Here is a 26,466-nt window from a genome sequence, read left to right as displayed (position 1 = left end):
TTACTCACCCGTCCGCCGCTAGGAATCAGGTGCAAGCACCCTATCCCCGCTCGACTTGCATGTGTTAAGCCTGCCGCCAGCGTTCAATCTGAGCCATGATCAAACTCTTCAGTTAAAATCATTTCGAACTTTATAAGTAAAGTTCTTAAACTTGGCTCATCAATTTTCTGACAAATATTTCTCAAATAAACTTCGAGTAATTTCTACCATTCAATCAATGAAAATAATTTCGATCAATCAACCAGTAAAAATCCACACAAGTTGTTCTTCATAATCTCTTAATGATCTTCTTGCTACTTCGTCAGTAGCAAGCTAGGTCGGCTATATTACTCTCTATCTCTAGAAAGTCAACCAGTAATGAAAATTATTTTTAAACTTTCTCTCTAAAACCCAACTCAACCATCTCATGCTAAGTTACTGTTTTATCAGGAGTTTTAATCTTCATCACCGCCGATGGATGTGCATTATAGACCAATCCCAAGCAAGCGCAACCCCTATTTTTAAGAAAATACTTCAGTTGATTATTATTTCTACAAAAATGCCGATTTTCCCTATTTTTTGAGCATTAAAGGTATAGGATTGGCCAATGTACTTAATAATTTCTCTTTTTTATTGTGTTCCTGAAAGCGCAAGGAGCGGCAATCTATATATTCACAGTAGCCCCCGTCCCCATGCTCAGTCTCGCCATTAATTCTAACTTCGTAATTAAAGCTTCCAACATAACCCGCAGCCAGACCAAATTTGAAATCTCCTCGGCTTTGTCCCTGCAGCCAGATCTGCATTCCTTTGCCATCTTCATAGCACCATTCAAACTCACGCGGCAGATACATCTTTTGCCCATTTGGAGTAGTCACACTCGGATAAACCCGATGCACCTTGAAATAGACTTTTTGATCGAACATTTGACTGGTCATATTTTTCAAGTCACGCAGATAAATTCGTGACTGCACAATGCTGTTCAGACTATCTCGAATTTGTGCCAACAATAATTGCCGTCCTTCACTCAGGTTAATAATCTGATAAGTCAGAAAGGCTAAAGGCAAATAGGGAAAATTAAAGCTTCGTGCAAATTCAAAACTACCTAAACTCTCGATAAGGTATTTCTGATCTTTATAATGTAAGGTGCCCTGACAATAACAAAGCAAAGACCAATGATCAGCCAGTGCAAAGCGCATTTGGGTAAAGTGTGAAATCAGATTGGTCGTATGGATGCTGAGATCAAAGCCCAGTTCAGAATCAAAACGTTGTAAACGAAAATGTGGAAAGTCGCCGGTCAGTTTTTCACGATCTAGAAACTGAAACAGGCCATACTGAAACTTGCAATCCTTTTTGATTGAATAGCAATTTAATTGTCCCGCCATATGCGGACTGGTACTACAGATTACTGTGGCTGTATCCAGTGCATTGGTTTGAATAGCACTCGGGTTAGCCAACATCGGTGCATTAGGCTGACCAATAATACTCAGAAAATTAAGATAATGAAGGGGTGCAGGCAGATCAGGAAGCGTCAGGCCCTGATGAATAATTTTATATTTCTGGTTTGGCCCATGATAGGCAAGATTATGCTGGGAAACAGCAGGAGTCTGATTCAGCTGTTTCGAACGATCTAGAAAATCTTGAAGAAACTGCATCTCAAACTCCTTATTTTTATATTGTTATAAGGTACTCTGTCTTTTTGCCATAAAGGTTGTAAGGAAACCAGACAAGGCATAGATGACAGAGATCACGAGAATCCCTACCGGAATATTATAAGTCATCGCTGCAAAGATAAACACCGCGATCGGCAACACGAAAAACGGCACCCGTCTACGCTCTACGGTTTTAAATGAATAGTATTTGATATTAGAAATCATCAATAAGCCAACGATTACGATAATCGCAGCATTAATGATTTGTACAGTAAAATCACGAATATCAAACACAGCCGGGAAGTCCAATCCTACCCAGACCAGTGAAATAATAATGACGGCTGCTAATGGACTTGCAACGCCAATAAAATAGCGTTTATCCACCACTCCAATCTGAACGTTAAAGCGGGCTAGACGGAAAGCTGCACAAGCCGTATAGACAAAACAAGCCGCCAGACCGATACGGCCTAAATCACTTAATCCCCAGCTATACATCAAAATAGCCGGTGCCACCCCAAATGCCAGCATATCGGATAGTGAGTCGAACTGTTCACCGAATGGACTTTGTGCCCCAATCGCACGTGCCACACGACCATCGAGACCATCAAATAAAGCTGCCAAGAAAATCGCATAAATAGCTTGCTGAAACTCGCCATTCATGCTGGCAATAATCGAGTAAAAGCCTGATAACAACGCAGCGGTTGTAATCAGGTTAGGCCACAGATAGATACCTCGACGCTTAACTCTTTGCCCTTCCTGGGTATGCTCTACCTCTTCCACCTCGAAGGTGATGCCATCAAATGGCAAATCTTTCGAAGATTCGTGTTCCGGCTTATTTGTACTTGTCATTCTTGTCGATCCTAACTATGACCCGATCTTTAAAATATTATTCGCCTACTAACCAACGAACTGCTGCATGACCGCCATTTTCCTGCATACGCAAATGCGGGAATAACCATTGCAGCGCTTCGTCTGCATCTTCAGAGAACTTCCAAGGTGGGTTAATCACCAGTAAACCACAACCATTTAAACCCACTGGTGTATCATCTGGCCATACACAGATTTCACATACCAACTGACGGCGAATCCCGGTCTTGAACATTTTCTTCTCGAAACGTTCAATCATGGCACGGTCTTTAATTGGGTACCAAACTGCAAATACGCCTGTCGGCCATTTTTTATAAGCAGCAACCAGTAATTCAACCAGCTGTGGGAAGTCTTTACGCTCCAGCTCATACGGCGGATCGATCATCACCAGACCACGTTTTTCTTTCGGTGGAATGACTGCGAGCAAGCCTTCATACGCATCACGCTCATGCAAACCGGCGCGTTTGTCAAAAATGTTATGACGTAACTGCTGGAACACATCACGCTGCATTTCAAAAATGGTGGCCTTGTCAATTTCACGCATGCCTTCCAGTGCAAACCAAGGTGAACCCGGATATGCACCTTTACCAAAGTTTTCACGCATTTTCTCAACAATTTTTAAATATTGTTGTACGCCTTCTGGCGCATTACGCTTGACCGAATCATCCAGCTTGATCAGACGATGAATACCGTTCAGGAATTCCCCTGACTTTTGCGCTTCAGAGGTGGATAAATCATATTTACCTGCACCACCATGTGTATCTACATAGCGATATGGTTTATCTTTTGCATTGAGTCGAGTCAATAATTGAAGCAACAATACATGCTTCATGACATCGGCAAAGTTGCCAGCATGGTAATGGTGACGGTAATTCATGTTTCATTAATTCCTAATATCAACCGCTATTTTAACATGAAAAATAGTTTCGTTCAGACCCGATTCTTACATAGAATAGCGCGACCCCAATTTACCCTTCTAGGTGAGTTTCTATGGAAGCAGTTCAACTCCCGGCAACCTGGCCAGTTGATCAGATTATTGATGATCTAGATCAGCATGGTTTTAGCATGATCGACAATGCTTATGCCCCATCCTATGTTGAACAGCTGATTGCTGAATGTACCAGTAATCTGGAACGCTTTCGTGATGCAGCCATTCAGAATGGCGTAGTCAGCAATATCCGCAGTGATCACATTCTCTGGCTCAATGAAGATCTGGAAATTTCTAACCAGCATGTGCAAACCTTACAGGCTTTAGGTCATGAGCTGAACCGCGCTTTCTTCCTCGGCATTAAAGATGTGGAAGCCCATTTTGCCTGCTATAACGCGGGCGAGTTCTATGCCCTGCATCGCGATAATCCTCAAGGCAAAAATGGCCGGATGATTTCTGCGGTTTATTATCTGCATGATGATTGGCAAGATAACTGGGGCGGCGAACTACATCTGCAGGATAAAAATGATCAATGGCATATTATCCAGCCTAAACCAAACCGTATTGCCTTCTTCCAAAGTGATTTAATGCATGAAGTTTTAAAAGCCAAACATCAACGTTTATCAATCACCGCCTGGTTAAGAAGTGATACCTGTTTGCTCTAATCCTTTTTCCACGCTTTAAATTTCAATTTTCAGCCTCATATAGCAATCATTGAGATATAAGGACTGCGTTCATGCGACCAACCCCCAAAGAGATCATTGCACGCATTGGTGAAACAGATCAGCTGTTTTTAAATGGCAATACGCCTGAGCTGGCGCTTGAACGAGCGGATCTTCGTCTGCAATTGGTGACTATTAGCCAGTTACGTCAAGAGCAGGTGCATTTCCTGCAAGAAGCGATTGTTCTGCTGGAGCAAGGCCGGATTGAATTTGAAGAAATGCCACTGGATTTGTATATCAATCTGTCTTTACACCTGGCCAAAGCCTATATGATCTACTTTGAGCTGACCAAAGAAGATCATTATGCGCTTATTACCCAGCAGATTCTAAAACCAATGACCAATTATGAGCATGCGGATATTTATTTCTTCCTGGCTTATGCATCTGCCAGTAAGAAAGAGCCTGCCATGACTCGTCACTGGCTAAATAAATACAGTAAAACGGCCCAGTTTGACCATGAACTGGTAGGCCAGCATCCGGCATTTGATGAATATCGTCAACTGGAATGGTTTATCCAGATTCTGCGTAGCCGTATGCATTAGAACAACGAAATCTGTTCTTATAAAAATGCCTCACATTGATGAGGCATTTTTTATGAATTAATTTAATTGACTCAAGCCAGACGGCGTCGATCTGCATCCAGATGCAATTGCTGATTCAGTTCATCAATCCAGATTGCCCAGTCATCATCCTGTACCAGATGACTAATCAACAGCGAACGCTGCGCTTTATTCCAGAACGGTGCTTCATGCAGTGACATATGGGCAGGTAGCTGATGAGTACGTATATAAAGCTCAATTGCCGCCGGGCTGTTAGCCAGGCCGAGTTGAGAAAATAACAGTTCTAAGGATGGTTGGTTCTTCCCGAGCATATGCCCTCCTTATATCAGATATATTGTAGTTATTTATAGGACTAACTTATAAGATAAGACAAAAAAAACCTAGTCAAAGGACTAGGTTTTATTGTGTCTTTTTGTATAAAGAAACTTTAATTGCTTTCAGGGCCTTCTTTATCACTTTCGACATGTAAAAGCTGGTTCAGTTTATCAATGATTACGATCCATTCATCATCCTGATGCCAGTGTTCGCGAAGAAAAGCGCTTTGCCCCTCATTCCAGAAATCTGCATCCGGCAAAATCACTTCTGATGGTAGCTGATGATTTTTGGTAAATTCATCAATTGATGCTTCATCAGCAGGCAAGCCTAATTGCTCAAATAATAATTCTAAAGTCACTTGCTGTTCTAATACCATTCGCTCACTCCATCATAAAAATAATCAGTTCATTGATTTGAAAATATTATTGATGCTTAAAAGAAGGCAGATCACAAGAACCACTGCCCTCTGCCTCAATATGCAATTGCTCATTGAGTACATCTACGAAAATTGCCCAGTCATCATCTTCTTTCCAGTGGCCAATCAGAAAATCATGTTGGTTTTTGGTCCAGAAAGGAGCTTTATGTAAGGGGACGTCCATCCCAATCTGATGGGTTTTGATAAATTCATCGATTGCTTCCGGGCTTGAATCCAAGCCGAGTTGCTCAAAAAAAAGTTCCATGGTAGGTCGCTGCTCTAACATCTCAGTACCTCCTCTTTTGTTGATGATTCTTCTTATTAAACTAGATGAGCCACTCGCAAAGTTCAGTTGTCCCTCCTTCACAAGATGTTATTTTTTGTTCTTTAAATTTTTTAGATATAGCAATAAAAAAGCACCCCCAATGGAGTGCTTTTTTAACTTAATCTTAAAAAGATTAAATTATTTGATCATGTCAGCAACTGCAGCGCGCTCTTCTTCAAGCTCGTTCAGTGTAACGTTGATACGTTCACGGCTGAATTCGTCGATTTCAAGACCTTGAACGATTTTGTATTCACCGTTTTCAGTAGTTACAGGGAAACCGAACATTACGCCTTCAGGAATACCATAAGAACCGTCAGAAGGAATACCCATAGTTACCCATTTTCCGTTTGTGCCAAGAGCCCAATCGCGCATATGGTCGATTGCAGCGTTTGCAGCAGAAGCAGCAGAAGACAAACCACGTGCTTCGATGATCGCAGCACCACGTTTACCAACAGTTGGAAGGAATACGTCTTTGTTCCAAGCTGCATCGTTGATTTTGTCTTTCAAGCTTTCGCCGTTTACGTTCGCAAAACGGTAGTCAGCATACATTGTTGGAGAGTGGTTACCCCAAACAGTCATGTTTTCGATGTCAGAAACTGCAACACCCGCTTTTTGAGCAAGTTGAGTTAACGCACGGTTGTGGTCAAGACGCAACATTGCTGTGAAGTTTTTCGCTGGAAGATCTGGAGCAGATTTCATTGCGATGTAAGCGTTAGTGTTAGCAGGGTTACCTACAACAAGAACTTTAACATCACGGCTAGCAACTTCGTTCAGTGCTTGGCCTTGACCAATGAAGATTTCGCCATTTACTTTAAGCAGGTCAGCACGTTCCATACCAGGACCACGTGGACGTGAACCAACTAATAGAGCATAGTCTGCATCTTTGAAAGCTACTTTAGGATCATCAGTACCGATCATGCCCGCCAATAATGGGAAAGCACAGTCGTCTAGTTCCATCATTACGCCTTTAAGCGCTTGCTGAGCTTTCTCAACAGGAATTTCTAATAATTGAAGAATAACTGGTTGGTCTTTACCAAGCATTTCACCGCTTGCGATACGGAATAATAGGCTGTAACCAATTTGACCAGCAGCGCCAGTAACGGCAACGCGAACAGGTTGCTTCATGTAATTATCTCCAATTGAGAGGATCGTCATAATGATTAAATAGCTGTTCTATCTAATCTTAATAATCATAAACGGCAAAGATTGTACTCCAATCCTCTTCGAGATGCATGTAAAAGAGAATGGATTTCAACAAAAGTATGATAGGAAATATAAATTAATTTGGCTAAAAAGCTTAGTATGTCCCTTTTATTGTGACAGTTTTTGGGCATGTATTAATAATGTTTGCAGGACAGCCTTTATAGCCGCCATTGGCGTTGTAGCAGACCTGAATCGACGTCAGCAGACTGGATGCGCGGGTCTGATGGCAGTTAAAACGCAATGCTGTTGAAGGCAGTTGCGGATTGATTTTCAGAAATTTGGAACGCAGCATATCAATGGAAACGGTATGGCTTTCCTGCTCAGTAAGTTCTTCTGGAACTTTCAGACGATCAGCATGATTGATCACGGTACGAAAATACTGCGTGGCATTCATCGGAATACAGCCGCCAATATTATGCCAGAGCAATGCGCGGGTATTTTCATCCGGCATGATACGGGCCACCACTTTAGCCTGCAAAGGCGGTAACTTCGCAGAACTGGTAGTAGTGCAATGTGTTGATGTGGTTTGAGGATAGAGACCAGAAATATTTAGGGAATAACCTTCAAGACATTTTCTTTTTTTACTGTAGGCCGGATCCAGACTGCAAAGTGCCGGTACCATCTGGATGTCCATGACATAACCCGTTGGCAATGCAAAGGCAGCTGGACTTGCTGCTAAAAATAAAAGTGCAGCCCATCCAGCAGAAATTTGAGCACCCCTTATTCCCTTGATCAACAAACTATCCTTCCCTTAGATTTTTTGAATGCTATGGTGTATTACGTAACGGAATGGCTTGCATACGCTTACCGACCGATTGTGCGCCCTGTCCCAATAAAATACCGTAATATGTCGCGTTCGTCATGACATGTTTCACATAATCTCGCGTTTCCAGTAAAGGAATGGTTTCGGTATATTGATCCGCAGCAATACTTTGGAATTCGGGTTGCCAACGGCGGGCACGGTTCGGGCCGGCATTATAACCTGCTGTAGCCAGTACTGGACTATTGCTCAATTGACGCTGAATTGTTGATAAATAGTAAGTTCCGTAACGGATATTGGTGTTCATATCGGTTAAGGCTGCGGGGTTATAAGTCTCACCCATTTGACGAGCAACCAGTTTGGCGGTGTCCGGCATGATTTGCATCAAACCACCAGCGCCTACATGAGAGCGTGCGCCGGTATTAAACCGGCTTTCCTGACGCATCAAACCATAAGCCCAAGCGGCATCAATGCCAGCATTACGGCTATGGCTCACGACATAATTCTGATGTGGCATCGGATAACGATAATTGTAATTATGCTTGTCCGCAGTACGATCTGCTGCATAAATGGCACGGTCATACCAGCCCATATCCATCGCACGTTTGGCTGCTGCCAACAGTAAATCGTCATCTTTTCTTAAATAAGCCTGTCGAACTGCCCAGTTCCATTCACGGTTAATATAATTCTCTGGCGCATTAATACTACGCAAGACAAAGGCACGGCGGAAATGAATATCTTGGTTCAGGCGTTGCATGGCCTGGCTGGATGGCTGTGCCGAGTTCGGTGTAGAAGCCGTTAACTGGCCTAATCTATCTCGCGCTAGCAGGTTATGATAATCCTCACCGACTGCCAGTTTTTTATAGATACTTTCTGCCGCCTGTTTTGAAGCGCGATCTGTGCGCTGTTCACTGGCACGTGCCAGCCAATATTGCCAGCGGTCTTCCTGTTTCTGGTTCACACTCATGGCATCAATGGCACGAATCAGACTTTCCCAGGCACTAAAACGAATCGCCTGACGGGCATAAATTTCGGCTTCTTCCGGACTAAATGGCAAACCATAACTGGCATCCAGATAGTTCAGCACTTCACGGTTGAAGTTATTTTTCATTACCGTAGTGCCGCCGATATAACCCACAGTTCTGAATAGTGTTTTTTGTACTTGTACCGGTGTGCCTTCAGCAGTACGTTTTACAATGGACATTGCTGAATCAAGATCGCTATCTGCCAGACGCCCCAACGCATAAATCAGATAGGCATGATCAGCGGCAGTACTTTTAGGGGCTGACCATAAATAATTGGTTGGATTGGCCTGAATCGTATTGAGCTGAGCCAGAGACAGGTTAAGCCCTAAACCTTGTGCAGTGGCAATAGCCTGTCCAGACTGACCAGCACGTAATTGCACCCACAAACGCTGCTGGCGGTCTTCATTGGTCATAAGCGGACTGGATAACATCATGCGTCCCAAGCCTGTACAAGACTCAGGTTGAGAATTGGTGGTTAGCCAAACATCCTTAAACTCAGCATAAACCAGCTGATCGCCACTTTTGGCACGGACTTGTGCAACTGCACAGGCTTCAGCCGGATCGGCATTGGTGACATATTGCAGAACTGGTTGCGCAGTAGAAAAGTCAGCCATTTTGACTTTTTCTTCGACATAATCGGCTGCGAGTTTTTCTGCCATAGCCGACTGAGGATAACGTTGGGCGAAACTGATAATTTGACTGGCAGGTTGTGAGCCAAGATTCTGGTTCAGAATCCAGTATTCAGGATAATAGCCCAAGACATCATTTTGCATGGCAGACTGATATTGTTGTAATTGTCCGATATTTCCAGCATTTGCCGCGCGTAAGGCATCATTAAATTGTTCTTCTGCTGCCTGCACACTCATTGAACAGAGACACGCCACACTCAAGCTTAGTAATTTATAATATTTCTTCATATTTTTAGTGTGTTTAAACATCAATTTGCCTTCTATCATCGAGTTTTCGCCCAGCCCCTGTTGCCTATCATAAGAGTTAGCCGGAAAATTATAACCCACTGTATTGTTCACTTATGTAACCTTATGATTAGACAATATTAATTTTCAGACACTTTTTGTCCATAAATCAATATTTTCCCAGCCGCATTTTAGGCTATAAGTTTAAGCGACTTTCCTGCTAAAATATGCGCCTTTTAAAGATTTCAGAACGTGAATTGAATTTTTATTTACCCGTTTGCCTATGCAAACAGGTTATTCGTTCACTCTTTCGACGTATTACCTTGTAGGAGCCTACATGACGGTTCAAACCTTCATTCCGAATGGTGCCCCAGCTGCCTCAGAAAACACTGTCACCCAGCCAGCGCACACCCCAGCCATCGATGGTTCAGTTAAAAAACTGTATATCGAAACGCAAGGGTGTCAGATGAATGAGTATGACAGTCACCGTATGGCAGATCTGCTGGGCGATTCCCACGGCTATGTGCTGACCACTGATCCTAAAGAAGCGGATATTCTGCTGATGAATACCTGCTCGATCCGTGAAAAGGCACAAGAAAAAGTATTCTCAGAATTGGGCCGCTGGCGCAAGCTGAAAGAAAAAAATCCGGATCTGATTATTGGTGTCGGTGGATGTGTTGCTTCTCAGGAAGGTGACAATATCCAGAAACGTGCCAATTATGTAGACATGATTTTTGGTCCGCAAACCCTGCACCGTTTACCGCAAATGCTGGACCAGCATTTTGAGCAGATCGAAAAACCGAAAAAAGAAAAAATTAAACTGGTCGATATTTCGTTCCCGGACATCGAAAAATTTGACTTCCTGCCTGAACCGCGTGTTGAAGGTTATAAGGCCTTTGTTTCGATCATGGAAGGCTGCTCAAAATACTGTTCATTCTGTGTAGTTCCATATACACGTGGCGAAGAAGTATCTCGCCCGCTGGATGACGTTCTGGCTGAAATTGCTGGCTTAGCAGAAAAAGGTGTGCGTGAAATTTCCCTGCTCGGTCAGAACGTGAATGGTTATCGCGGTGAGACCTTTGACGGAAAAATCTGTACTTTTGCCGATCTGTTACGTTTGGTTGCAGAAATTCCAGGTATTGGCCGTATTCGTTATACCACTTCCCATCCATTGGAATTCAATGATGATCTGATCCAGTGCTATCGTGACCTGCCACAGATGGTGTCGCATCTGCATCTGCCGGTGCAAAGCGGTTCCAATGATGTATTGCAGGCGATGAAACGTAATCACACCATTGATGTGTATATCGAGAAAATCGAAAAGTTACGTAAAGTTCGCCCAGACATGCATTTATCTTCAGACTTTATTATCGGCTTCCCGGGCGAAACCGATGAGAACTTCGAAGAAACCTATCAGTTTATTCAGGATCTGGATTTCGACCATTCTTATAGTTTTGTTTATTCCAAACGTCCGGGCACCCCTGCCGCAGAGCTGGAAGATACGACACCTGAACAGGTGAAAAAAGAACGCTTGGCCAAAGTTCAGGACTGGATTAAACAGTCCAGTATTCGTAAAACAGATGCCATGCTCGGTACAGTCCAGCGCGTACTGGTTGAGAAAGTTTCTGATAAAGACCCGAACGTTCTAGTCGGTACAGCAGACAACACCCGTTATGTCACCTTTATTGGCAATGCATCGTGGGTAGGACGTTTTGCAGAGATCGAAATTACCGAAATTAAAACTTTAAATTTAGTTTACGGTGAGCTATTGAATCTTGAGCCTGACGTGGCGTAATGTAGAGCATATAACGTACACTTCTAAAAGGAACACTCTTGACTGCAACGATTCGACGTACAGTAGCTTTTCCTGGAATTTCGATGGACCGTTTACAAGCCGTCTTAGGTGCCTATAACGGTCATTTGAAACAAATTGAACAACGTTTAGACGTCAAAATTTCCCACCGAGGTGAAAGTTTCTTTATCGATGGTGGAATCGATGCCGTTGAGAGAGCCGAAATGCTCTTGCAACGTCTTCATGAAGAATCTGAACACAGCCAGCAGATCAGTGCAGATACTTTGCATATGATGATTCAAGGTAGCCAGACCGATCATGAACTCCAGGAGAACCTGGAAGAACAGGAACATACCGGTCTGGACAATGTCTGGCTGCAGACGCGTAAAGGCCGGATCAATCCGCGCGGTGCCAACCAGAAACGTTATGTACAGCGTATTCTGCAAAGTGATATTTCCTTTGGTATTGGCCCTGCGGGTACCGGTAAAACCTATCTCGCCGTTGCAGCTGCTGTAGATATGCTGGAGCGTAATGAAATCCAGCGTATCTTACTGGTTCGTCCTGCGGTTGAAGCGGGTGAAAAACTTGGCTTCCTGCCGGGGGATTTAACCCAGAAGATCGATCCGTATTTGCGTCCCCTTTATGATGCCCTGTATGAAATGCTTGGTTTCGAAAAAGTGGCCAAGCTGATCGAACGTCAGATTATTGAAGTTGCACCGCTCGCCTATATGCGTGGTCGTACCCTGAATCATTCTTTCGTAATTCTGGATGAAGCCCAGAACACCACACCTGAACAGATGAAGATGTTCCTGACCCGTTTAGGTTTTGGTTCACGTGCAGTGATTACCGGTGACGTGACTCAGGTGGACTTACCACGTGGTCAGCAGTCTGGTCTGGCACATGCCTTACGTGTGATTGATAAAATCCCTGAAATTCATATTACCCGTTTCCATTCTCGTGACGTCGTGCGTCACCAGCTGGTTCAGAAAATTGTTGAAGCCTACGAAGGCTGGGACAGTGAACAGCAGCGTTTAAGCGCTGAGGCTCGTGCCGAGCGTAAAGCCCGTCAGGAAGCCTTGATCGCTGAGAATGATGCTGCAGCTGATGCACAGCATTAATGCTGCATTGTTATTTAATTTTTAAGGATTCACGTTGAAACTTAGTCTCTCCCTGCAACAGGACTTTCAGTCACCAGAACTGGTGCTGAAACGTGCCTATATTAAAAAAGTTGTAGAAACCACTTTGCGCCATATCGGTACCCAAAGTGATTGTGAAATTGGCATTGCCTGTGTCGATAATGACGAAAGTCATAAACTCAATCTGGAATATCGCGGCAAGGATAAACCGACCAATGTCCTGTCTTTTCCAAGTGAACTTCCAGATGAAATGGCACAGGTTCTGGATGCTTTCCCGATCGGTGATTTGGTGATTTGTATTCCAGTAGTGCTGCGTGAAGCTGCTGAACAGGCCAAAGCTCCACTGCTCCATTTCACCCATATGCTGGTACATGGTACTTTGCATCTGATGGGTTATGACCATGAAACTTCAGAGGAAGATGCTGAAGAAATGGAAGGCATTGAGATCGAGATTCTGGACAAACTGGGTATTGCTAATCCTTATCTGGAAAGAGATTAAAATTCAATAATTAAAAAGCGGGCTAAGGCTCGCTTTTTTTATTTTATTCACTTCATAATAAGCTCAATTTAAGAAATAAAATAAAAACCTCCATGCAATATGTCGTGATTTTCAAAGCGCAAATTAAAGAATTAGATCAGTGTTATTTTGAAACAGCCCAGCGAATGAGAGAAAGAGCCCTTTCACAATTTCATTGCCAGTATTTTGAAGCTTTAACCGAAGATACTCAGGAAATTGCGCTTTCTTACTGGAACAGTCTTCATGATATTCGCGCCTGGCATGAAGATGCTGAACATCAGGCCGCTCAAGAGCTAGGAAAATATAGCTGGTATACATATTTCAGCGTGGAAGTCTGTGAAGTTTTACGGCGCTATGATGCACAGTTAAATTAAATACTCATCGATCCTTATTTATTTTTTTCTTGATCTGTTCTTAGATACAGAGTTTTAAAAAATATCTGCTTACGCATTCATGATTTCTTCCAGAAATACATAAGCACATAATGAACTTTAACAAAGAACTGTGCTTCAAAAATTTTAGGAGAACGTAATGAAAAGATTGTTCTCGACTGCATTACTTATTTTCTCTCCCTGGCTGTGTTCATCACTTTATGCCCACTCAATTCCCATGTGCCCAAAAATTAAATTTCAACAGAACCAAAGCTCATGGGCAGGCCATTATTATTTAAACGGAGTTATGGAATTAGGTTCGGAGTTGCTGTTACAAGCAGATGGTACCTTTAAATGGTATCTGGCCTATGGTGCTCTGGATCAATTTGCCGAAGGAACATGGTGGCAAAATAAAGAGTGTATTGGCTTAAAAGCAGATCCAAAGTACCAGGACTTGATGATATTTCCCAAATATCTAGCCATAGATGAAAACCATTTAAATGTGGTCTGGGACGATGGAACTCAGCAAGGTAGTTATATACAGGCGAAGCGCCCAGATTAACGCACCTCAAACTCCGCTTCAGCCGGATCAAAACGCCAGGTTCGAATAATTCTCAGCTCGGAAATATCCGACATCTTGGCATCAAATGCTCCGAATGGTGCTGCCTTGCGTACTGAAGATTTTGCAGCTTCATCTAGCAAATTATGCCCTGAACTGTCAATTAAGCGAATTGCACGGATTCCGCCGTTCTGGTTCAAGATCACCATCAAGCGCACCTCTCCTGCCAGATTCTGCTGTTTGGCAGCGTCTGGATAATAGCGGTTACCATAGAACTCCACTTTCTGACGGAATTTTTCCAGATAAGCTGCAGAAACATCCTGTTTGGACTGGATGCCATCTACGGTTTTAATTTTTTGCTGACGACTGAAGTTTTGTTGTCGTTGCAGATATTGGGCTTCCAGACTGGCTACCATAGCGGCTTTGGCCTGAAACTGACTTTGTAACTGTTCCTGCATTTTTTTGCGCTGATTTTCTTCCGCCTGTTTTTGCCAGCTTAAAGTCGTCATCAGTACTTTTTCTTCAAAGCTTAATTCGCGCTGTTGTTGCAACATGTCCGGACTTTCTTGCTGTTCTTCTCCGGTCTTTTGCTCCATCAACGGTGCAGGCATATCGCTCGACATACGATGTGCTTCACGAAATTTACCTGAACCTTGCTGGTCAGTTTGAGCCAGAAAATCTGCATGCTCAATTTTTTCATCAGTTTGACGAATACTGACTGCAATTTCTTTGGTCATGCTCTCCTGATCTTGTGGCATACCAAATTCCAGCGTGAGAAAAATTACGTGCAAAATAACAGCTGCAAATACGGCGCTATTAAAAATTGGATCTTTCCACCAGGCTTTGACCAGAGGCATTAATATCATGGTTGATCTCATCGCTACGAACCCAGACTTGAGTTCATCTCCCAAACAGCATTTTTAAAATTAAAAAATAAACGGCTTTGCATTTTTGTTTTAAAAATGCCAAACCCATCAAATCTTCAACGTTAGATAACTAAAACCCTAAAAATGGTGCTATTTATTTTGCTAAACTGCAAGCTGAAACTCTTGTATTTTTTATACAATTCGACAAGATACACTTCGAATTAAAACATATAGTTGCCAGGACGCTTAAAGATGCAAACGCTAATTTCCAATATTTCTAATAAAATTCGCCAGGCATATCAAAAGGCGGAAGGATTTATTGAGGATGAACGCGAATTTCCTTTGTCTCAAGTTTTCCTGAATGCGACATTTCAACGTTTTGTCACTGACAATGTTTCCATGCTGAAAGATCTGCATGCCGATCTGCATGATGACTGGTTACGACTCTATGCCACGCTGGACTATAAAGGTCTGAACGTGACCTTATCGGTTGATTTAAAACTGGTGCAAATGGAGCTGAATAAGAATACGCAGCTCATTGTATTTGAACAGATCAGTGATACCCAGTTGATTGAAGCCAAATACCCAAATGTCTTTTATAAACTGGGGGTACGATTCGCCCTGTTTTTCTATCAGCGCGTGCTGAATAAGGACCCTCTTGGCATGATTCTGGAAAAACTCGGTGTCATTAAAGTAAAAGATGATTTATTGCATCTGGATCTGAATCGCTGGTTAGGCAAAAACCGCTCGGTGATTGAGACGCTTGGTAAGGTTCATGTAAATCACGCCGTACTTCGCGAAGCTGAACTGGTGGTGATCGGTAATGTGAATCTTGCTGCCCTGTTCAGAAAGCTTTCTCAGGAAAAAGAAGAGAAATGGGACGAAGACGACATGGATGACAATAAAGTCACACCGATCAAACAGAAAGAACCGACTTAAACTGTGTGTAATTCAATAACTAAACAAACTCACCAGTAACTACATGAAATATACATTTTTATTGAAAATCTCCCTTCATTTTCCATATTTTGACCAAATAATAAAAAGTGGAAAGTGATCAATTTTATCTGAAATTACACAGGACAATTCTTTATGGCGAAAACTGTATTCAAAACTTTAGGTGTGACTGCAGGCTTGACTACCGCAATGGTACTTACTGGTTTATCCACCCAGACCTTCGCCATGGCGCCTTTCCAAGCCAATTATCAGTTTAGCTACAATGGAAAAAATATGGGTTCTGCTACCCGTACCTTAAGCAAATCTGGTAATAACTGGACCTATGTTTTTGCAGCCAAAGCAGGTGGCGTTGCTTCAGCGACTGAAACCAGCCGTTTTACTTTCAATAATGGCAAGATTGGTTCAAGCAGTTTCAGCCGTACCAGCAAGATTCTGGTGCATAGCAACACCATGAGTATTAACTTTAATCCTTCTAGCAAAACGATCAGTACCAAGAAAGATGATGAAAAACGTTCTTTTGCCTGGAGAGCAGATGTACTGGATGAGCTAAATGCTGAATTGCAGATTCGTGAAGACCTGAAAAATGGTGGTTTAAAATCGAATTACTACATTGCTGATGCCAAAGAAGTGGAAGGCCGTAAATTCGTCAAACAAGGTACAGAAACGGTGAGCACCAAATATGGTTCATTTAGTACCATTAAAGTAGTGATTAAACACAACAAACCAGGCCGTGAAACTACTTTCTGGTTAGCACCGAAACTGGACTACTTACCAGTCAAAGTATCGCATGTCGACAAGAAAACCTCTTACGGTTTATTGCTGACCAGCTATAACGGTAAAACGAACTAAGGTTTTTTGGTGAATTTCGCTTGATTTTTTTTGGGTGCTTTTTACAATACGCTTTTGCTTTAAAAAGCACCTGCTCTTGAGGATTCTCCCGTGCACGCACTAGAACAGAAAATCTTAGCCGAAGGTATCGTTCTATCTGAAGAAGTTTTGAAAGTTGATTCTTTCTTAAATCACCAAATTGATCCAATCATGATGCAGCAAATTGGTCAGGAATTTGCGCGTCTGTTTAAAGATGCTGGTATTACCAAAATTATTACCATTGAAGCGTCCGGTATTGCACCTGCAGTCATGGCAGGCTTAGAGCTTGGTGTTCCAGTAATCTTTGCACGTAAATACCAGTCTCTCACTTTAAAAGATGATTTATACCGTTCTAAAGTATTTTCATTTACCAAACAGACTGAAAGCACGATTGCCATTTCAAATAAACACATTAGTTCATTTGACAAGGTTTTAGTGATTGATGACTTCCTGGCAAATGGTCAGGCAGCACTGGGTCTTGCTGACTTGATTCATCAGGCGAATGCTGAAGTGGTAGGGATCGGGATTGTGATTGAAAAATCATTCCAGCCAGGCCGTGACTTGTTACTTGAAAAAGGTTACCGCGTTGAATCATTAGCGCGTGTGAAATCTTTGGCAAATGGTACTGTCGAATTTGTTCGCGATTAAGTTTACAAATGAATATTTTAAAGGGTGCTTCGGCACTCTTTTTTATTGGATTTTTTTAATTTCGGTTAGCTAGGAATAACTAAAATATAGCTATAAAATTATCTATTTTCGACTGCACGTAAATAGTTGTACTCCGACTTTTTCTTATGAGATTTCAAGACAACTAAAGCCTCAAGAATTTATTATCCGAAAAATAACAACAATTTAAACTGATATTATTATAAAATAAGAGGCCTAACTATCTGCCAATAGTTAGACCCTTGGTTTATTTTCAACAATAAACTATTTGACAGTCACAGTAATACTACCGCTGTTGACAGCACCAATGGCGGTAGTTGTGATACTGTTGTTAACAGCAGTTTGAGTTCCTTCTGCAATTGCACTTACAGATGCATCAATGGTACCTGCATTGTAAGCAATATTTGCTGCACTATAATTACTTAAAGTTTCATTGATTTGCTCACTGTAGTTGGTCGCCAGTGTAGTACTCACTACTTCTGAGATGTCTGAACTATCAGCAACCTCTGAGAGCTCTTCTACAGTTTCTGAGTTATTAGTTGCACTGGTAACTTCACTGAAGTCATAGTTATATGTCTCATCTGATACGTCTGATATCACGCTATTAAAGCTGCCTTGCTCTAGTGTAATACTACCTGTATTCGCGGCGCCAATTGCTGTAGTTTCAATCGTACCTTCAATTGAACTAATTGCATCCTGTGCTTCTCTTGATACCTCTCCTAATGCTTGTAAATCGACGCTGGCATCAACATCACCTGTATTTACTGCAAGATTCAAGGCAGAACCATTTTCCACCTGCTGAGAGATCGACTCCAGGGTCGCTTGTAAACCAGTATCTACGGTTACTTCAGTTGGTGTTTCATCATCTTGAGCATATGCCATACCTGCACCAGACAGGAAAGCGACGGATAAAGCGATTGTTTTGATCGTGTTTTTCATCGTTGTTTTTCCTTTTTTAGCTTTGAAATACTTCTCGCTCAGTATTTCTTTCTCATAATGGGAGCGAGCCCATTTTTACTGGTCAATTAATCACGCTGAGAACTTGACCAGTAATTTTCTATAACTTCAGGATTGGCATCCCACAACATGGATACCTTCTCCTCTTCTTTTTCTTTAGAATTCGTTTCTTGCGAATTTTTTTCGTTCTTTACTACACCTGAAGAAGATGAAGCTTTTTTCTTACTGATATATTTAATTAAATCTTGTTTACTCATTTCAGGATCTGCTTCAGGATTCTGAATCACTTCGGATTCTTTGTTTTTAGGTGGCTTCGTATCCTTACTCGGTGAATTGGTCGATTTATTTTTTTCATTGGATGAAGAAGATTCTGTTGCAGCTGACTCCTGAACAGCAGTACTGGACGCTATACTATTTTGCTCCTGAATTTTTTTGTACTTATGCAAAGCCACAGAACTTCGCGTCAGATTAAGCTGACCATATTCAGGTGGTATTTGCGCACGGCAACCTGCAAAGACTGGAGGTGGAACGACCTGACTGAGTAATTCAAAAGTGGCCAGATTCAACATTTGCCGTAAAGCAAAATTAGTCGCCTCACGTTCTCCTTTACCGATTTGAACATTTAACAAGGTACGTCCAGTAAACCGCCCTGCACTGACACCATAATCCTGTGCAGCAATCTGCTTTTGCAGCGATACATTCGCAACGACTTTACTCGTACGTGTATCGGTAAGAGATAAATCCAGACCAACCATAATACGGGTTTGACTGTAGTTCGGGCCAACACCCGCAATCTGCATATCAAATCCACCCCCCGGAATAAAATCCAGACTGTTAATACTGCCAGTCACATAATAATCAGAGGCCTGAATCTGTCTTGGATCCCGAATCCCCCACTTGGCTTCACTTTCAATAATTCGGGGATCACGTCGGTTCATTAAGTTGACTCCCGCCTGAAATAAAGCAGACTGCACCATATCTCCAGCGCCTTGAGTGACCATTTTCCCACTACCTCCATTGGTCACCACATCTTTACCGGTTTGATCCAGAATCGCACCCACAGAGAAGCTGACATCATTACGTAATTGCCCTTTTAAACAGGATAAAGCCATATCAAAAGGGGTAAAAATATCGGTAATAGGAGGTCCTTGTACCAGTTTCACCGGTTTCTTAGTGGAAAATGCATGTATTTACAACTCAGCTAAACTTCTCTGAATAAAATTCCACTAGAATCAAATTGGTATGAAATGTTCCTGACTTCAATATTCAGAACCTACATACTGTTGAGCCGGATGTGCTGAATAATTACTTGTCTAAGTAAGGTTCCATATCACACATTTGCTTAAAACGAATAAATACTAATCGCTGATGGAAAATCCTATGCAATGTCCTAAATGTGGTTCAACGGAAATTGAGCTACGCGATCACGAAAAGAATCTGAAAAAAATTGGTGGTATTTTAATGACCTCAGCTGGTGCCACTGCGGGCACAGTAGGTGGCGCAGCCTCTGGCGCTTCAATTGGTGCTGCCATTGGAACAGTCGCAGGTCCTTTAGGGGTAATTGTAGGCGGCACGGTGGGAACCTTCGTAGGCGCAATCAGTGTCGGCATTACTGGGGGGGTGGTCGGAAACTTCTTAGGTAAAAAAGCAGGTGTTTCCGTAGATCGCAACTTATTTCTGGATTACCAGTGTCTGAATTGTAAACATAGATTTAGTCAAAAAGATCAAAAAGATCAAAAAGATCAAAAAGATCAAAAAGATCAAAAAGAAGATTAGTAAAATCAAGGAAATGAAGCTGATTCTTCATTTCCTTTTTAATTAGCTTATTAAGCTTGATTGAGTTTTAAAGCAACCTCGGCCAGACGTTTACCTTGTACTTCACACAAAATTTTCTCATCCTGGCTTAAACCTTGATCATGTCGTGGGCCACTCACATGACTTGCGCCATAAGGCGTACCACCACTTTTAGTATTGGACAGCGCTGGTGTCGCATTGCTTAATCCCATGATCATCATACCGTGATGAAACAATGGCGGTAGCATCGTCAGTAAAGTACTTTCCTGTCCGCCATGCATTGAGCCTGACGCGGTAAAAACACAGACTGGCTTACCATGCAAAGCACCATTCAGCCATAAACTGGTGGTCTGATCCCAGAAGTATTTCATTTCTGAAGCCATATTCCCAAAGCGGGTGGGTGAACCTAATGCCAAAGCAGCACACTGGGCAAGATCATCTAAAGTACAGTAGATATCACCTTCTGCCGGAATACTCGGCTCAGCTTCTTTCACCACGGTCGCAATATTTGGAACAGTACGAATTTTTACAGCCATCCCTGCTGCTTCAACACCATTCGCAATCAGATGCGCCATTTCTTTGGTTGAGCCATATTTGCTGTAATATAAAACAAGGACATAAGGTTGCATAAAGTTCTTATTCATTACTTAAAAAAATAAAACTATACGGTATTTCGCAACTTTTTTGGGTAAGCTGAAGAATGAAAATTCATGATGAATAAAAAAATTGAGATTGAAAGCGCATGATCGTTGAATATTTAAAGAAGTTACCTTTTTATGAAAAACACTGGTTTCAATTTATTTTATTTGTACTACGGCGTTTCGAGGCTGACCGGTGTCGTGAGCAGGCCGGTTCACTGACCTATACTACCCTGTTTGCTGTAGTTCCGATGCTGACCGTGTTTCTGGTCATTATCTCTTCAATCAGGGCATTGGAACCGGCAAGACAACAGCTCCAACAGCTGATCTATAGTAACTTTTTACCTAAAACGACGATCGCTTTCGATAAAGCGCTCAATGCCTTCACGGAGAAATCCAGCAATTTAACTATTATCGGTATTCTTTTCTTATTCATCACCACAGTACTGATGCTCAGTAGCATCGAAACGGTCTTTAACCGGATCTGGCGTGTGACTGAAACCCGCGGTGGCATTATCGGTTTTATGCGTTACTGGACCATAATTTCACTTGGTCCAATTTTGCTGGGCAGCGCCTTTGTGATTTCTTCTACTTTGGCCTCCATGAATATTCTCAGTAATAACTTTGCCGGTTATGAACTGGATGGTGCCTTTATTCTCTGGGGAATATCTTTTTCTCTGACCGTGCTTGGCTTTTTTATTCTGAACTGGACTATTCCCAATCGGAGTGTACCGCTCAAATCAGCTTTTATTGCCGGTCTGTTTAGTGCCATCGTCTTCGAACTTCTGAAGAACCTGTTCGGCTTTTTGATGTCAAACTTTACCAGTTATGAAATTGTTTACGGAGCTTTCGCAGCTGTCCCTATTTTCCTGCTCTGGATTTATCTGTCCTGGATTATTGTATTGCTGGGCGTGGAAATCAGCTATGCCCTGACTGCATTCGAATCTGGACAGGACAATAAGCGCCATCCAATCGTCATGTTGCTGGATCTATTAGAACTGTTTTATAAAAAGCAGAAAACTGGTGAAAGTGTCAGTGAAGCCCAGGCACTAGAAGTTTTGGGACGGGATGAAATTGGACGCTGGCCTAGCTATGTCAGCATGTTTGAAAAACAGAATCTGATTAAACGTACAGATGACAATGAATATGTGCTGGTACGCGATCTGGATCAGGTCAGCTTCTGGAATTTTTATCTACAGCTTCCTTATCCATTGCCGCGCAAACAGCATCTGACTGATGTGCATACTGATGATCTCTGGATGCAAAAGTTCTCACCTAAACTGAATGAAACTGATCAGTTTCTGGAAGAAAAGCTCAGTTTTCCATTATCAGAACTGTTCCGCAGTAAATAAATTCAATCCTCTCTTTTGAGAGGATTTTTTTAAATGAATTGGATCAATTGTCAGCAGATAATCATCCTTGCTGTCATTAAAGCTATAATCCAAAAACTAAGTGTCGTTATTTTCATTGACCGGATTTTTATATAGAGGTTTGAGTCTTGATCTGAGGCACAGGCTTGTTTAACCATCCCTGTAAACTCACCAGAATCACGCCCAGCATCACCATACAGGTCCCAACAATGAAATTGATCTCGATATGCTCATTTAGAATTAACACGCCAAACAGCATGCCAAATACTGGTGTTAAAAAGGAAAATACCCCTAATCGTGAAGCCAGATAATGTTTTAGCATCCAGAACCAGATCAGATAACTGGCGAAGGAAATCACCACCGTATGAAAAATCAGGCTGGAAATAGACAAGGTCGTCCATTGGATACTGGCTTGCCCAGTCAAAAAGGACAAAGGCAACAATACCATGCCAGCGATCAGCAATTGATAGAATAAGGTTTGGGTTGCAGGCGCTTCAGCCAGCGAGCTCAAACGTACACTCACGGTCGTGGCTGCCCAGAACACGCCCGCCAGTAGCGCCAGAAAATCTCCCCATAAGGCATGAGATTGTAAAGCAGATCCTGTCTGCGGGCGCAGCAGGAAACTCACCACAATACCACTAAAGGCAAGAAAAATTCCTCCCCATTGCACATGAGACAAATGTTCCGCCGGCAGTTTCCAGTGCAAGCCCAAAGCCACAAAAATTGGTGCAGTATAGAGCAAGACAATGGTATGCGAAGCTGAGGTATAACGCAGCGCCTCACCCACCAGATAAAATTCAGCGGCAAACAGCACACCAACCAGTAAACCCGCAGATAAGTATCTTGCATTCCAAAGCTGACGGCGTACACTCTGCTGAATTAAAGGATAAACCATAAGTGCAGATAAGGCTGAACGTAATGCAATTTGCATCAGGGCAGAAATATCACTGGCCGCCCACTTCAGTACGACCTGCTGCAAACCCCACAACATACACAGTACAAACATGATGGCAGATGCTTTGACATCTAGTGCCTGACGATGATTCAAATATATTCCCGTTCTTGATTGGAGCCGCTACATACTAAAAATGTTAGAAGTAGAAGATATAACATCAAAATAGACATACGATGGGGGGATTCAGGCAATATTCGTGATGCGTAAAAAACGATTTAGACGCTATCCAATTTATATCTAGAAACTGAATGGCAACCGTGCCTGATCAGTCTGATAAATTATCCCTTGCTCATTACACTTTTCTAAACAAAATAAAGGAGCCCTTCGGCTCCTTGATCTCAAAAATCCGGTCTTACTTTACAAATGTCGTCCAGACATAATCCTGATTTTGGCCTTTTAGGGTCATTTTCAATTGATCACCAGATTGCAAGGCTGCCACCCCTGCTGGTGTACCGGTCATCACTACATCACCTTCTTCCAGTGTAAATACCTGACTAATGTCTGCCAATAAAGTTGCGATATCAAAAATCAATAAAGCTGTATCGCCTTTTTGACGCAGCTCATCATTGATCTCCAGCGTATAATGCACATCTTTCCAGTCAGTAATGACATCGGCTACCGGTATCCAGTCTGCAAGTACACAAGAACCGTCAAAAGCTTTGGCCCGTTCCCAAGGTTGACCTTTTTTCTTTAGGTCATCTTGTAGATCACGCAAGGTCAGATCCAGACCTAAAGTCACAGCACCAATTGCCTGCAAAACTTTGGCAGGATCATTTTCCTTGCTTAAGGTACGGTCAATACGCAAACTTAGTTCACACTCATAATGACAGTTACCCCAGTCCGGATTCCATTCAATACCAGCATCCAGTGCAGTCAAAGCACTCGGTGGCTTGATAAACAACACAGGACGATCAGGTACCGCATTTCCAAGCTCTTTGGCATGGTCAGCATAACTGCGACCGACACAAACAATTTTTGATGGGCGTGTACTCATGATCTCTTTCCTGTTCTTGATCTGTCTTATTTCTTGAAGGTATTTTCGAAAATGCTTTGCTCAGTACCATCTTTAAAGGCACGTTTTGGCACAATCACCACTGTACGGTTTTTCAGTTCCAGCATATAGGTCAGCTTGCCGATAGCAAAACTTTGTACTTCATTATAATGCACGACCTTGCTACGTCCGTTATTGAAAATTTCTGCATAGTCCTGAAACAGGTCAATGCCTTGTTCACTTTTTCCAAACTGATATTTTACAAACTGGCGCTTAAACATCATCGGCAGGAACCAGTAGCGCATGATGCCCTGTAAAATCAGGAAGAAGGCACCCAAAGCCACATAATAACGGCCAACCCCATTCAGGTCCATTGAGAAGCCCCAGATAATAATCCCGATGCTAACCAAAGGCGTCAGAAAGCGTGAAATCTGTTTTTTGCCAAAAGTGGCCAGAGCAAATCCATCCTGAGATTCTTCTAAAGTAAGATAATAACGGGTGGATAAAGTTGGTGCTGACTCAGTCATAGCATCACATCAAAAATATAAAATCCTGATCCATACTATATCAAAATATGCTTAAAACTCATGGCTTATGCTATCAATTACATAACTTTGCTTTGGAAATAACTGAATTTAGTTTTAAATAAATCATCATTAAAACAAAAAACACACAATAGGATATTGGATGAAAGGATTGATCCCCTATCTGCTGATGAGTAGTACCTTATGTGCAATCTCACCGGCTTTTGCAAAAATAACGCCATGGACCCCTAATCTGCCAAGCAGTCTTGATGTATTTCAAGGCAATTCTCAGCAACTGGCTGAACTCACTGGCGAACGTATCCTGATTTATGCGCATCCTGCCAGCAAAACCCATCTACCGACTTTTAAAACGGCTTCTAGTAGCAAATCCCAGTTTTATAGTGCGGCTGTAGTCTTGCCTGCATCCGAAGCACAAGTCGAAAAATTACTGCAACATTATCCGAATTATGTCGGCCTGTTTCCGACCCTAAAATCCGCCAAGGTGATTGAACAGCAAGGTAGCATTCAACAAGTCAAATATCAGGTGCATATTCCCACTCCAATCCCGGTCTTAAACTTTAAAGAAACTGTGGTGATGCAGCATCATCTTGAAAATAACAGTATCAGCACACTAATTCTGGACGCGCCAATTCCCTATGGGGCCGGAAAGCTGGAATGGTTTGCACTGGGTTCCAATAAAACCTTAGTGACGGTGACGCAATGGGGTGATCTAAACCAGCCGCAAGGTTTTCTGTTTAGCAAGATCCTGAATGCACTGCCGGAAGCCAAACTTGGTATTCCTGCCGGCACCAATGCCTTTCTGCTTGAAGCTTTACAACAGCGTTTTAAATATCCTGCTGCTACAATTTTAAATACGGCAATACCCCAAGTTCAGCTCAGCAATCAGCAAACTCAGAAAATTGCCCAGCTTAGTCAAAAATCAGGACAACCTGTCAGCTTTATTTTGCCCAATTATCAGGTCAAGGCCGGTAAAGGTTCAGAAAATCTAAGATTCAGTACTACCTATCAATATTTCTCACATCCAACTGAGAAGCTGCAGCCTTGGTTATCGGCTCAGGCCAGCCAAAAACTCTTTCCGCGACAAATCAAAAAAGTGGAACTGAACCCAGTCAACCCGCAAAGTATTGATGCCAACTACAAGGTATCAGTCGGCTTAGGCGTCATTCAGATTCCCTTTAATTTTAAAATGCGTTTTGAACAGCCAAATACCTTACAAAACCAATTCTATGCTAATGGCGGAGATTTAAAATTTGTACGGGGTGGAATGAAGCTTTTGCCGCAATCTCAGGGAACGCTATTCCAAATCACCAGTTCCATGAAAATTCATGATCAGGCGCCTTTTTTACTGAAAGCCATGCGCAGCCTTCCCTATCATGACATGTTGCCGGCAGTTGGTGGTAATACCGTCTATGCCTTAAAAGTACAGCAGAAATTAAAATCTTAAGTTCATGTCTAATTATTGGTTTTTTATATGAAAAATTAAAAAACTGAAGACGTAAAAAAACCGCATCAATGTGCGGTTTTTTCAGAATTCTTTATCAAGATTGGTGCGCTCAGAGAGATTCGAACTCCCGACCCCTTAGTTCGTAGCCAAGTGCTCTATCCAGCTGAGCTATGAGCGCGACGTCTTGATGGGGTGCATTATATAGAGTTTTCAGCACTTGTTAAGTGTTTTTTAATAAAATCACAACCGAACGTACAGTAATTAAACGATACTGCAATATTTCAGTTTTTTTAATGAAAATTCCTGCGGATTTAGAGTTAAAAACAATAACCCAGACTTGGCGAGATTTCAGGATTAGCTAAATTAATCTTTCAGTTAC

Annotated in this window: 28 protein-coding genes, 1 tRNA gene, 1 rRNA gene and 1 pseudogene; 13 read left to right on the top strand and 18 right to left on the bottom strand. The window is 42.3% G+C overall.

What is annotated here, in order from left to right:
• The 4 genes from FTV14_RS09470 to FTV14_RS09455 form a co-directional block, all read right to left on the bottom strand.
• A 16S ribosomal RNA gene (locus FTV14_RS09470) occupies positions 1-115 on the bottom strand; the annotation flags it as partial.
• Positions 116-551: 436 nt separating this feature from the next.
• Positions 552-1,631 carry a DUF6670 family protein gene (locus FTV14_RS09465; RefSeq protein ID WP_180012345.1) on the bottom strand — a complete coding sequence of 360 codons (1,080 nt, stop codon included), beginning with the start codon at positions 1,629-1,631 and terminating at the stop codon, positions 552-554.
• Between the two features lie 24 nt (positions 1,632-1,655).
• Positions 1,656-2,477, bottom strand: a complete 822-nt coding sequence (gene pssA, locus FTV14_RS09460; protein WP_005233819.1) for a CDP-diacylglycerol--serine O-phosphatidyltransferase — start codon at positions 2,475-2,477, stop codon at positions 1,656-1,658.
• Between the two features lie 37 nt (positions 2,478-2,514).
• Positions 2,515-3,372 carry a 23S rRNA (adenine(2030)-N(6))-methyltransferase RlmJ gene (locus FTV14_RS09455; RefSeq protein WP_004786802.1) on the bottom strand — a complete coding sequence of 286 codons (858 nt, stop codon included), beginning with the start codon at positions 3,370-3,372 and terminating at the stop codon, positions 2,515-2,517.
• Positions 3,373-3,485: 113 nt separating this feature from the next.
• On the opposite strand from FTV14_RS09455, the gene FTV14_RS09450 reads away from it, so the two are divergent.
• Together FTV14_RS09450 and FTV14_RS09445 are read left to right on the top strand one after the other, a co-directional pair.
• A complete protein-coding gene (locus FTV14_RS09450; protein WP_159122608.1) occupies positions 3,486-4,088 on the top strand; it encodes a 2OG-Fe(II) oxygenase in 603 nt (200 codons plus the stop codon).
• 71 nt (positions 4,089-4,159) lie between these two features.
• Positions 4,160-4,687 (top strand): hypothetical protein, encoded by a 528-nt coding sequence (locus FTV14_RS09445; RefSeq protein WP_166139653.1) that lies wholly within the window; start codon positions 4,160-4,162, stop codon positions 4,685-4,687.
• Between the two features lie 71 nt (positions 4,688-4,758).
• Here the strand turns inward: FTV14_RS09445 and FTV14_RS09440 are convergent, their stop codons facing one another.
• The 6 genes from FTV14_RS09440 to FTV14_RS09415 form a co-directional block, all read right to left on the bottom strand.
• Positions 4,759-5,016: a DUF2789 family protein gene (locus FTV14_RS09440; protein WP_104425715.1), complete on the bottom strand. Its 258-nt coding sequence runs from the start codon at positions 5,014-5,016 to the stop codon at positions 4,759-4,761.
• Positions 5,017-5,132: 116 nt separating this feature from the next.
• Entirely contained in the window at positions 5,133-5,396 is a 264-nt protein-coding gene (locus FTV14_RS09435; protein ID WP_099338244.1) for a DUF2789 family protein, read from the bottom strand.
• 46 nt (positions 5,397-5,442) lie between these two features.
• Positions 5,443-5,721 carry a DUF2789 family protein gene (locus FTV14_RS09430; protein WP_104425714.1) on the bottom strand — a complete coding sequence of 93 codons (279 nt, stop codon included), beginning with the start codon at positions 5,719-5,721 and terminating at the stop codon, positions 5,443-5,445.
• A gap of 177 nt (positions 5,722-5,898) precedes the next feature.
• Positions 5,899-6,885, bottom strand: coding sequence for a malate dehydrogenase (locus tag FTV14_RS09425; protein ID WP_004786815.1), 987 nt, complete (start codon positions 6,883-6,885; stop codon positions 5,899-5,901).
• A 172-nt stretch (positions 6,886-7,057) separates the two neighbouring features.
• Positions 7,058-7,696: a ribonuclease I gene (locus FTV14_RS09420; RefSeq protein WP_179992790.1), complete on the bottom strand. Its 639-nt coding sequence runs from the start codon at positions 7,694-7,696 to the stop codon at positions 7,058-7,060.
• Positions 7,697-7,730: 34 nt separating this feature from the next.
• Complete coding sequence (locus tag FTV14_RS09415; protein WP_373684721.1) at positions 7,731-9,665, bottom strand: transglycosylase SLT domain-containing protein; 1,935 nt, start codon at positions 9,663-9,665, stop codon at positions 7,731-7,733.
• A gap of 334 nt (positions 9,666-9,999) precedes the next feature.
• Between FTV14_RS09415 and miaB the strand changes: the two genes are divergently transcribed.
• From miaB to FTV14_RS09390, 5 genes are all read left to right on the top strand, one after another.
• Complete coding sequence (gene miaB / locus FTV14_RS09410) at positions 10,000-11,457, top strand: tRNA (N6-isopentenyl adenosine(37)-C2)-methylthiotransferase MiaB (RefSeq protein WP_180053813.1); 1,458 nt, start codon at positions 10,000-10,002, stop codon at positions 11,455-11,457.
• A gap of 38 nt (positions 11,458-11,495) precedes the next feature.
• On the top strand, positions 11,496-12,572 hold the full coding sequence (locus FTV14_RS09405) for a PhoH family protein (protein WP_180053812.1): 1,077 nt from the start codon (positions 11,496-11,498) through the stop codon (positions 12,570-12,572).
• Between the two features lie 34 nt (positions 12,573-12,606).
• A complete protein-coding gene (gene ybeY / locus FTV14_RS09400; protein WP_180016526.1) occupies positions 12,607-13,089 on the top strand; it encodes an rRNA maturation RNase YbeY in 483 nt (160 codons plus the stop codon).
• Between the two features lie 92 nt (positions 13,090-13,181).
• Entirely contained in the window at positions 13,182-13,481 is a 300-nt protein-coding gene (locus FTV14_RS09395) for an antibiotic biosynthesis monooxygenase (protein ID WP_180053811.1), read from the top strand.
• A gap of 157 nt (positions 13,482-13,638) precedes the next feature.
• Positions 13,639-14,040 carry a hypothetical protein gene (locus FTV14_RS09390; RefSeq protein WP_104425710.1) on the top strand — a complete coding sequence of 134 codons (402 nt, stop codon included), beginning with the start codon at positions 13,639-13,641 and terminating at the stop codon, positions 14,038-14,040.
• Here FTV14_RS09390 and FTV14_RS09385 read toward each other — a convergent pair.
• Positions 14,037-14,894 (bottom strand): energy transducer TonB, encoded by an 858-nt coding sequence (locus FTV14_RS09385; RefSeq protein WP_171284737.1) that lies wholly within the window; start codon positions 14,892-14,894, stop codon positions 14,037-14,039. The genes FTV14_RS09390 and FTV14_RS09385 overlap by 4 nt on opposite strands.
• Before the next feature lie 261 nt (positions 14,895-15,155).
• Here FTV14_RS09385 and FTV14_RS09380 point away from each other — a divergent pair, with 261 nt between their 5' ends.
• The 3 genes from FTV14_RS09380 to FTV14_RS09370 all read left to right on the top strand — a co-directional run bounded on the left by FTV14_RS09380 (position 15,156) and on the right by FTV14_RS09370 (position 17,375).
• Positions 15,156-15,842 carry a hypothetical protein gene (locus tag FTV14_RS09380; RefSeq protein ID WP_004786832.1) on the top strand — a complete coding sequence of 229 codons (687 nt, stop codon included), beginning with the start codon at positions 15,156-15,158 and terminating at the stop codon, positions 15,840-15,842.
• Positions 15,843-16,049: 207 nt separating this feature from the next.
• Positions 16,050-16,709, top strand: coding sequence for a DUF3108 domain-containing protein (locus FTV14_RS09375; protein ID WP_373683638.1), 660 nt, complete (start codon positions 16,050-16,052; stop codon positions 16,707-16,709).
• Positions 16,710-16,799: 90 nt separating this feature from the next.
• A complete protein-coding gene (locus tag FTV14_RS09370) occupies positions 16,800-17,375 on the top strand; it encodes a xanthine phosphoribosyltransferase (protein WP_180053810.1) in 576 nt (191 codons plus the stop codon).
• Between the two features lie 282 nt (positions 17,376-17,657).
• On the opposite strand, the gene FTV14_RS09365 is transcribed toward FTV14_RS09370, so the two are convergent.
• Complete coding sequence (locus FTV14_RS09365; RefSeq protein WP_004786838.1) at positions 17,658-18,332, bottom strand: hypothetical protein; 675 nt, start codon at positions 18,330-18,332, stop codon at positions 17,658-17,660.
• A gap of 86 nt (positions 18,333-18,418) precedes the next feature.
• Positions 18,419-19,528, bottom strand: a pseudogene (locus FTV14_RS09360) (CsgG/HfaB family protein); the annotation flags it as partial.
• A 190-nt stretch (positions 19,529-19,718) separates the two neighbouring features.
• Between FTV14_RS09360 and FTV14_RS09355 the strand changes: the two are divergent.
• Positions 19,719-20,126, top strand: coding sequence for a hypothetical protein (locus FTV14_RS09355; RefSeq protein ID WP_171069954.1), 408 nt, complete (start codon positions 19,719-19,721; stop codon positions 20,124-20,126).
• A 50-nt stretch (positions 20,127-20,176) separates the two neighbouring features.
• On the opposite strand, the gene wrbA is transcribed toward FTV14_RS09355, so the two are convergent.
• Positions 20,177-20,773, bottom strand: a complete 597-nt coding sequence (gene wrbA / locus FTV14_RS09350) for an NAD(P)H:quinone oxidoreductase (RefSeq protein ID WP_180053809.1) — start codon at positions 20,771-20,773, stop codon at positions 20,177-20,179.
• A 113-nt stretch (positions 20,774-20,886) separates the two neighbouring features.
• Between wrbA and FTV14_RS09345 the strand changes: the two genes are divergently transcribed.
• Positions 20,887-22,134 carry a YihY family inner membrane protein gene (locus FTV14_RS09345; RefSeq protein ID WP_004786848.1) on the top strand — a complete coding sequence of 416 codons (1,248 nt, stop codon included), beginning with the start codon at positions 20,887-20,889 and terminating at the stop codon, positions 22,132-22,134.
• A gap of 127 nt (positions 22,135-22,261) precedes the next feature.
• Here the strand turns inward: FTV14_RS09345 and FTV14_RS09340 are convergent, their stop codons facing one another.
• The 3 genes from FTV14_RS09340 to FTV14_RS09330 all read right to left on the bottom strand — a co-directional run bounded on the left by FTV14_RS09340 (position 22,262) and on the right by FTV14_RS09330 (position 24,625).
• Positions 22,262-23,200 carry a DMT family transporter gene (locus FTV14_RS09340; protein WP_179992781.1) on the bottom strand — a complete coding sequence of 313 codons (939 nt, stop codon included), beginning with the start codon at positions 23,198-23,200 and terminating at the stop codon, positions 22,262-22,264.
• Between the two features lie 259 nt (positions 23,201-23,459).
• Positions 23,460-24,101: a fumarylacetoacetate hydrolase family protein gene (locus tag FTV14_RS09335; protein WP_180053808.1), complete on the bottom strand. Its 642-nt coding sequence runs from the start codon at positions 24,099-24,101 to the stop codon at positions 23,460-23,462.
• Between the two features lie 26 nt (positions 24,102-24,127).
• Positions 24,128-24,625 (bottom strand): YcxB family protein, encoded by a 498-nt coding sequence (locus FTV14_RS09330; protein WP_180004383.1) that lies wholly within the window; start codon positions 24,623-24,625, stop codon positions 24,128-24,130.
• 160 nt (positions 24,626-24,785) lie between these two features.
• Here FTV14_RS09330 and FTV14_RS09325 point away from each other — a divergent pair, with 160 nt between their 5' ends.
• A complete protein-coding gene (locus FTV14_RS09325) occupies positions 24,786-26,087 on the top strand; it encodes an SRPBCC family protein (RefSeq protein ID WP_180053807.1) in 1,302 nt (433 codons plus the stop codon).
• Positions 26,088-26,188: 101 nt separating this feature from the next.
• Here the strand turns inward: FTV14_RS09325 and FTV14_RS09320 are convergent.
• Positions 26,189-26,265: transfer RNA gene (locus tag FTV14_RS09320), tRNA-Arg, on the bottom strand.
• Positions 26,266-26,466: the final 201 nt, after the last annotated feature.

This window comes from Acinetobacter sp. YH12236 (genome assembly GCF_013417645.1).
GTDB lineage: Bacteria > Pseudomonadota > Gammaproteobacteria > Pseudomonadales > Moraxellaceae > Acinetobacter.
This window is presented reverse-complemented; position numbering and strand designations above follow the sequence as displayed.

Excerpts from the sequence above, each read along its gene's own strand:
- FTV14_RS09465 (WP_180012345.1), bottom strand. The coding sequence starts at position 1,631 with ATGCAGTTTCTTCAAGATTTTCTAGATCGTTCGAAACAGCTGAATCAG.
- pssA (WP_005233819.1), bottom strand. The coding sequence starts at position 2,477 with ATGACAAGTACAAATAAGCCGGAACACGAATCTTCGAAAGATTTGCCA.
- FTV14_RS09455 (WP_004786802.1), bottom strand. The coding sequence starts at position 3,372 with ATGAATTACCGTCACCATTACCATGCTGGCAACTTTGCCGATGTCATG.
- FTV14_RS09450 (WP_159122608.1), top strand. The coding sequence starts at position 3,486 with ATGGAAGCAGTTCAACTCCCGGCAACCTGGCCAGTTGATCAGATTATT.
- FTV14_RS09445 (WP_166139653.1), top strand. The coding sequence starts at position 4,160 with ATGCGACCAACCCCCAAAGAGATCATTGCACGCATTGGTGAAACAGAT.
- FTV14_RS09440 (WP_104425715.1), bottom strand. The coding sequence starts at position 5,016 with ATGCTCGGGAAGAACCAACCATCCTTAGAACTGTTATTTTCTCAACTC.
- FTV14_RS09435 (WP_099338244.1), bottom strand. The coding sequence starts at position 5,396 with ATGGTATTAGAACAGCAAGTGACTTTAGAATTATTATTTGAGCAATTA.
- FTV14_RS09430 (WP_104425714.1), bottom strand. The coding sequence starts at position 5,721 with ATGTTAGAGCAGCGACCTACCATGGAACTTTTTTTTGAGCAACTCGGC.
- FTV14_RS09425 (WP_004786815.1), bottom strand. The coding sequence starts at position 6,885 with ATGAAGCAACCTGTTCGCGTTGCCGTTACTGGCGCTGCTGGTCAAATT.
- FTV14_RS09415 (WP_373684721.1), bottom strand. The coding sequence starts at position 9,665 with ATGAAGAAATATTATAAATTACTAAGCTTGAGTGTGGCGTGTCTCTGT.
- miaB (WP_180053813.1), top strand. The coding sequence starts at position 10,000 with ATGACGGTTCAAACCTTCATTCCGAATGGTGCCCCAGCTGCCTCAGAA.
- FTV14_RS09395 (WP_180053811.1), top strand. The coding sequence starts at position 13,182 with ATGCAATATGTCGTGATTTTCAAAGCGCAAATTAAAGAATTAGATCAG.
- FTV14_RS09390 (WP_104425710.1), top strand. The coding sequence starts at position 13,639 with ATGAAAAGATTGTTCTCGACTGCATTACTTATTTTCTCTCCCTGGCTG.
- FTV14_RS09385 (WP_171284737.1), bottom strand. The coding sequence starts at position 14,894 with ATGCCTCTGGTCAAAGCCTGGTGGAAAGATCCAATTTTTAATAGCGCC.
- FTV14_RS09380 (WP_004786832.1), top strand. The coding sequence starts at position 15,156 with ATGCAAACGCTAATTTCCAATATTTCTAATAAAATTCGCCAGGCATAT.
- FTV14_RS09375 (WP_373683638.1), top strand. The coding sequence starts at position 16,050 with ATGGTACTTACTGGTTTATCCACCCAGACCTTCGCCATGGCGCCTTTC.
- FTV14_RS09365 (WP_004786838.1), bottom strand. The coding sequence starts at position 18,332 with ATGAAAAACACGATCAAAACAATCGCTTTATCCGTCGCTTTCCTGTCT.
- FTV14_RS09355 (WP_171069954.1), top strand. The coding sequence starts at position 19,719 with ATGGAAAATCCTATGCAATGTCCTAAATGTGGTTCAACGGAAATTGAG.
- wrbA (WP_180053809.1), bottom strand. The coding sequence starts at position 20,773 with ATGCAACCTTATGTCCTTGTTTTATATTACAGCAAATATGGCTCAACC.
- FTV14_RS09345 (WP_004786848.1), top strand. The coding sequence starts at position 20,887 with ATGATCGTTGAATATTTAAAGAAGTTACCTTTTTATGAAAAACACTGG.
- FTV14_RS09335 (WP_180053808.1), bottom strand. The coding sequence starts at position 24,101 with ATGAGTACACGCCCATCAAAAATTGTTTGTGTCGGTCGCAGTTATGCT.
- FTV14_RS09330 (WP_180004383.1), bottom strand. The coding sequence starts at position 24,625 with ATGACTGAGTCAGCACCAACTTTATCCACCCGTTATTATCTTACTTTA.
- FTV14_RS09325 (WP_180053807.1), top strand. The coding sequence starts at position 24,786 with ATGAAAGGATTGATCCCCTATCTGCTGATGAGTAGTACCTTATGTGCA.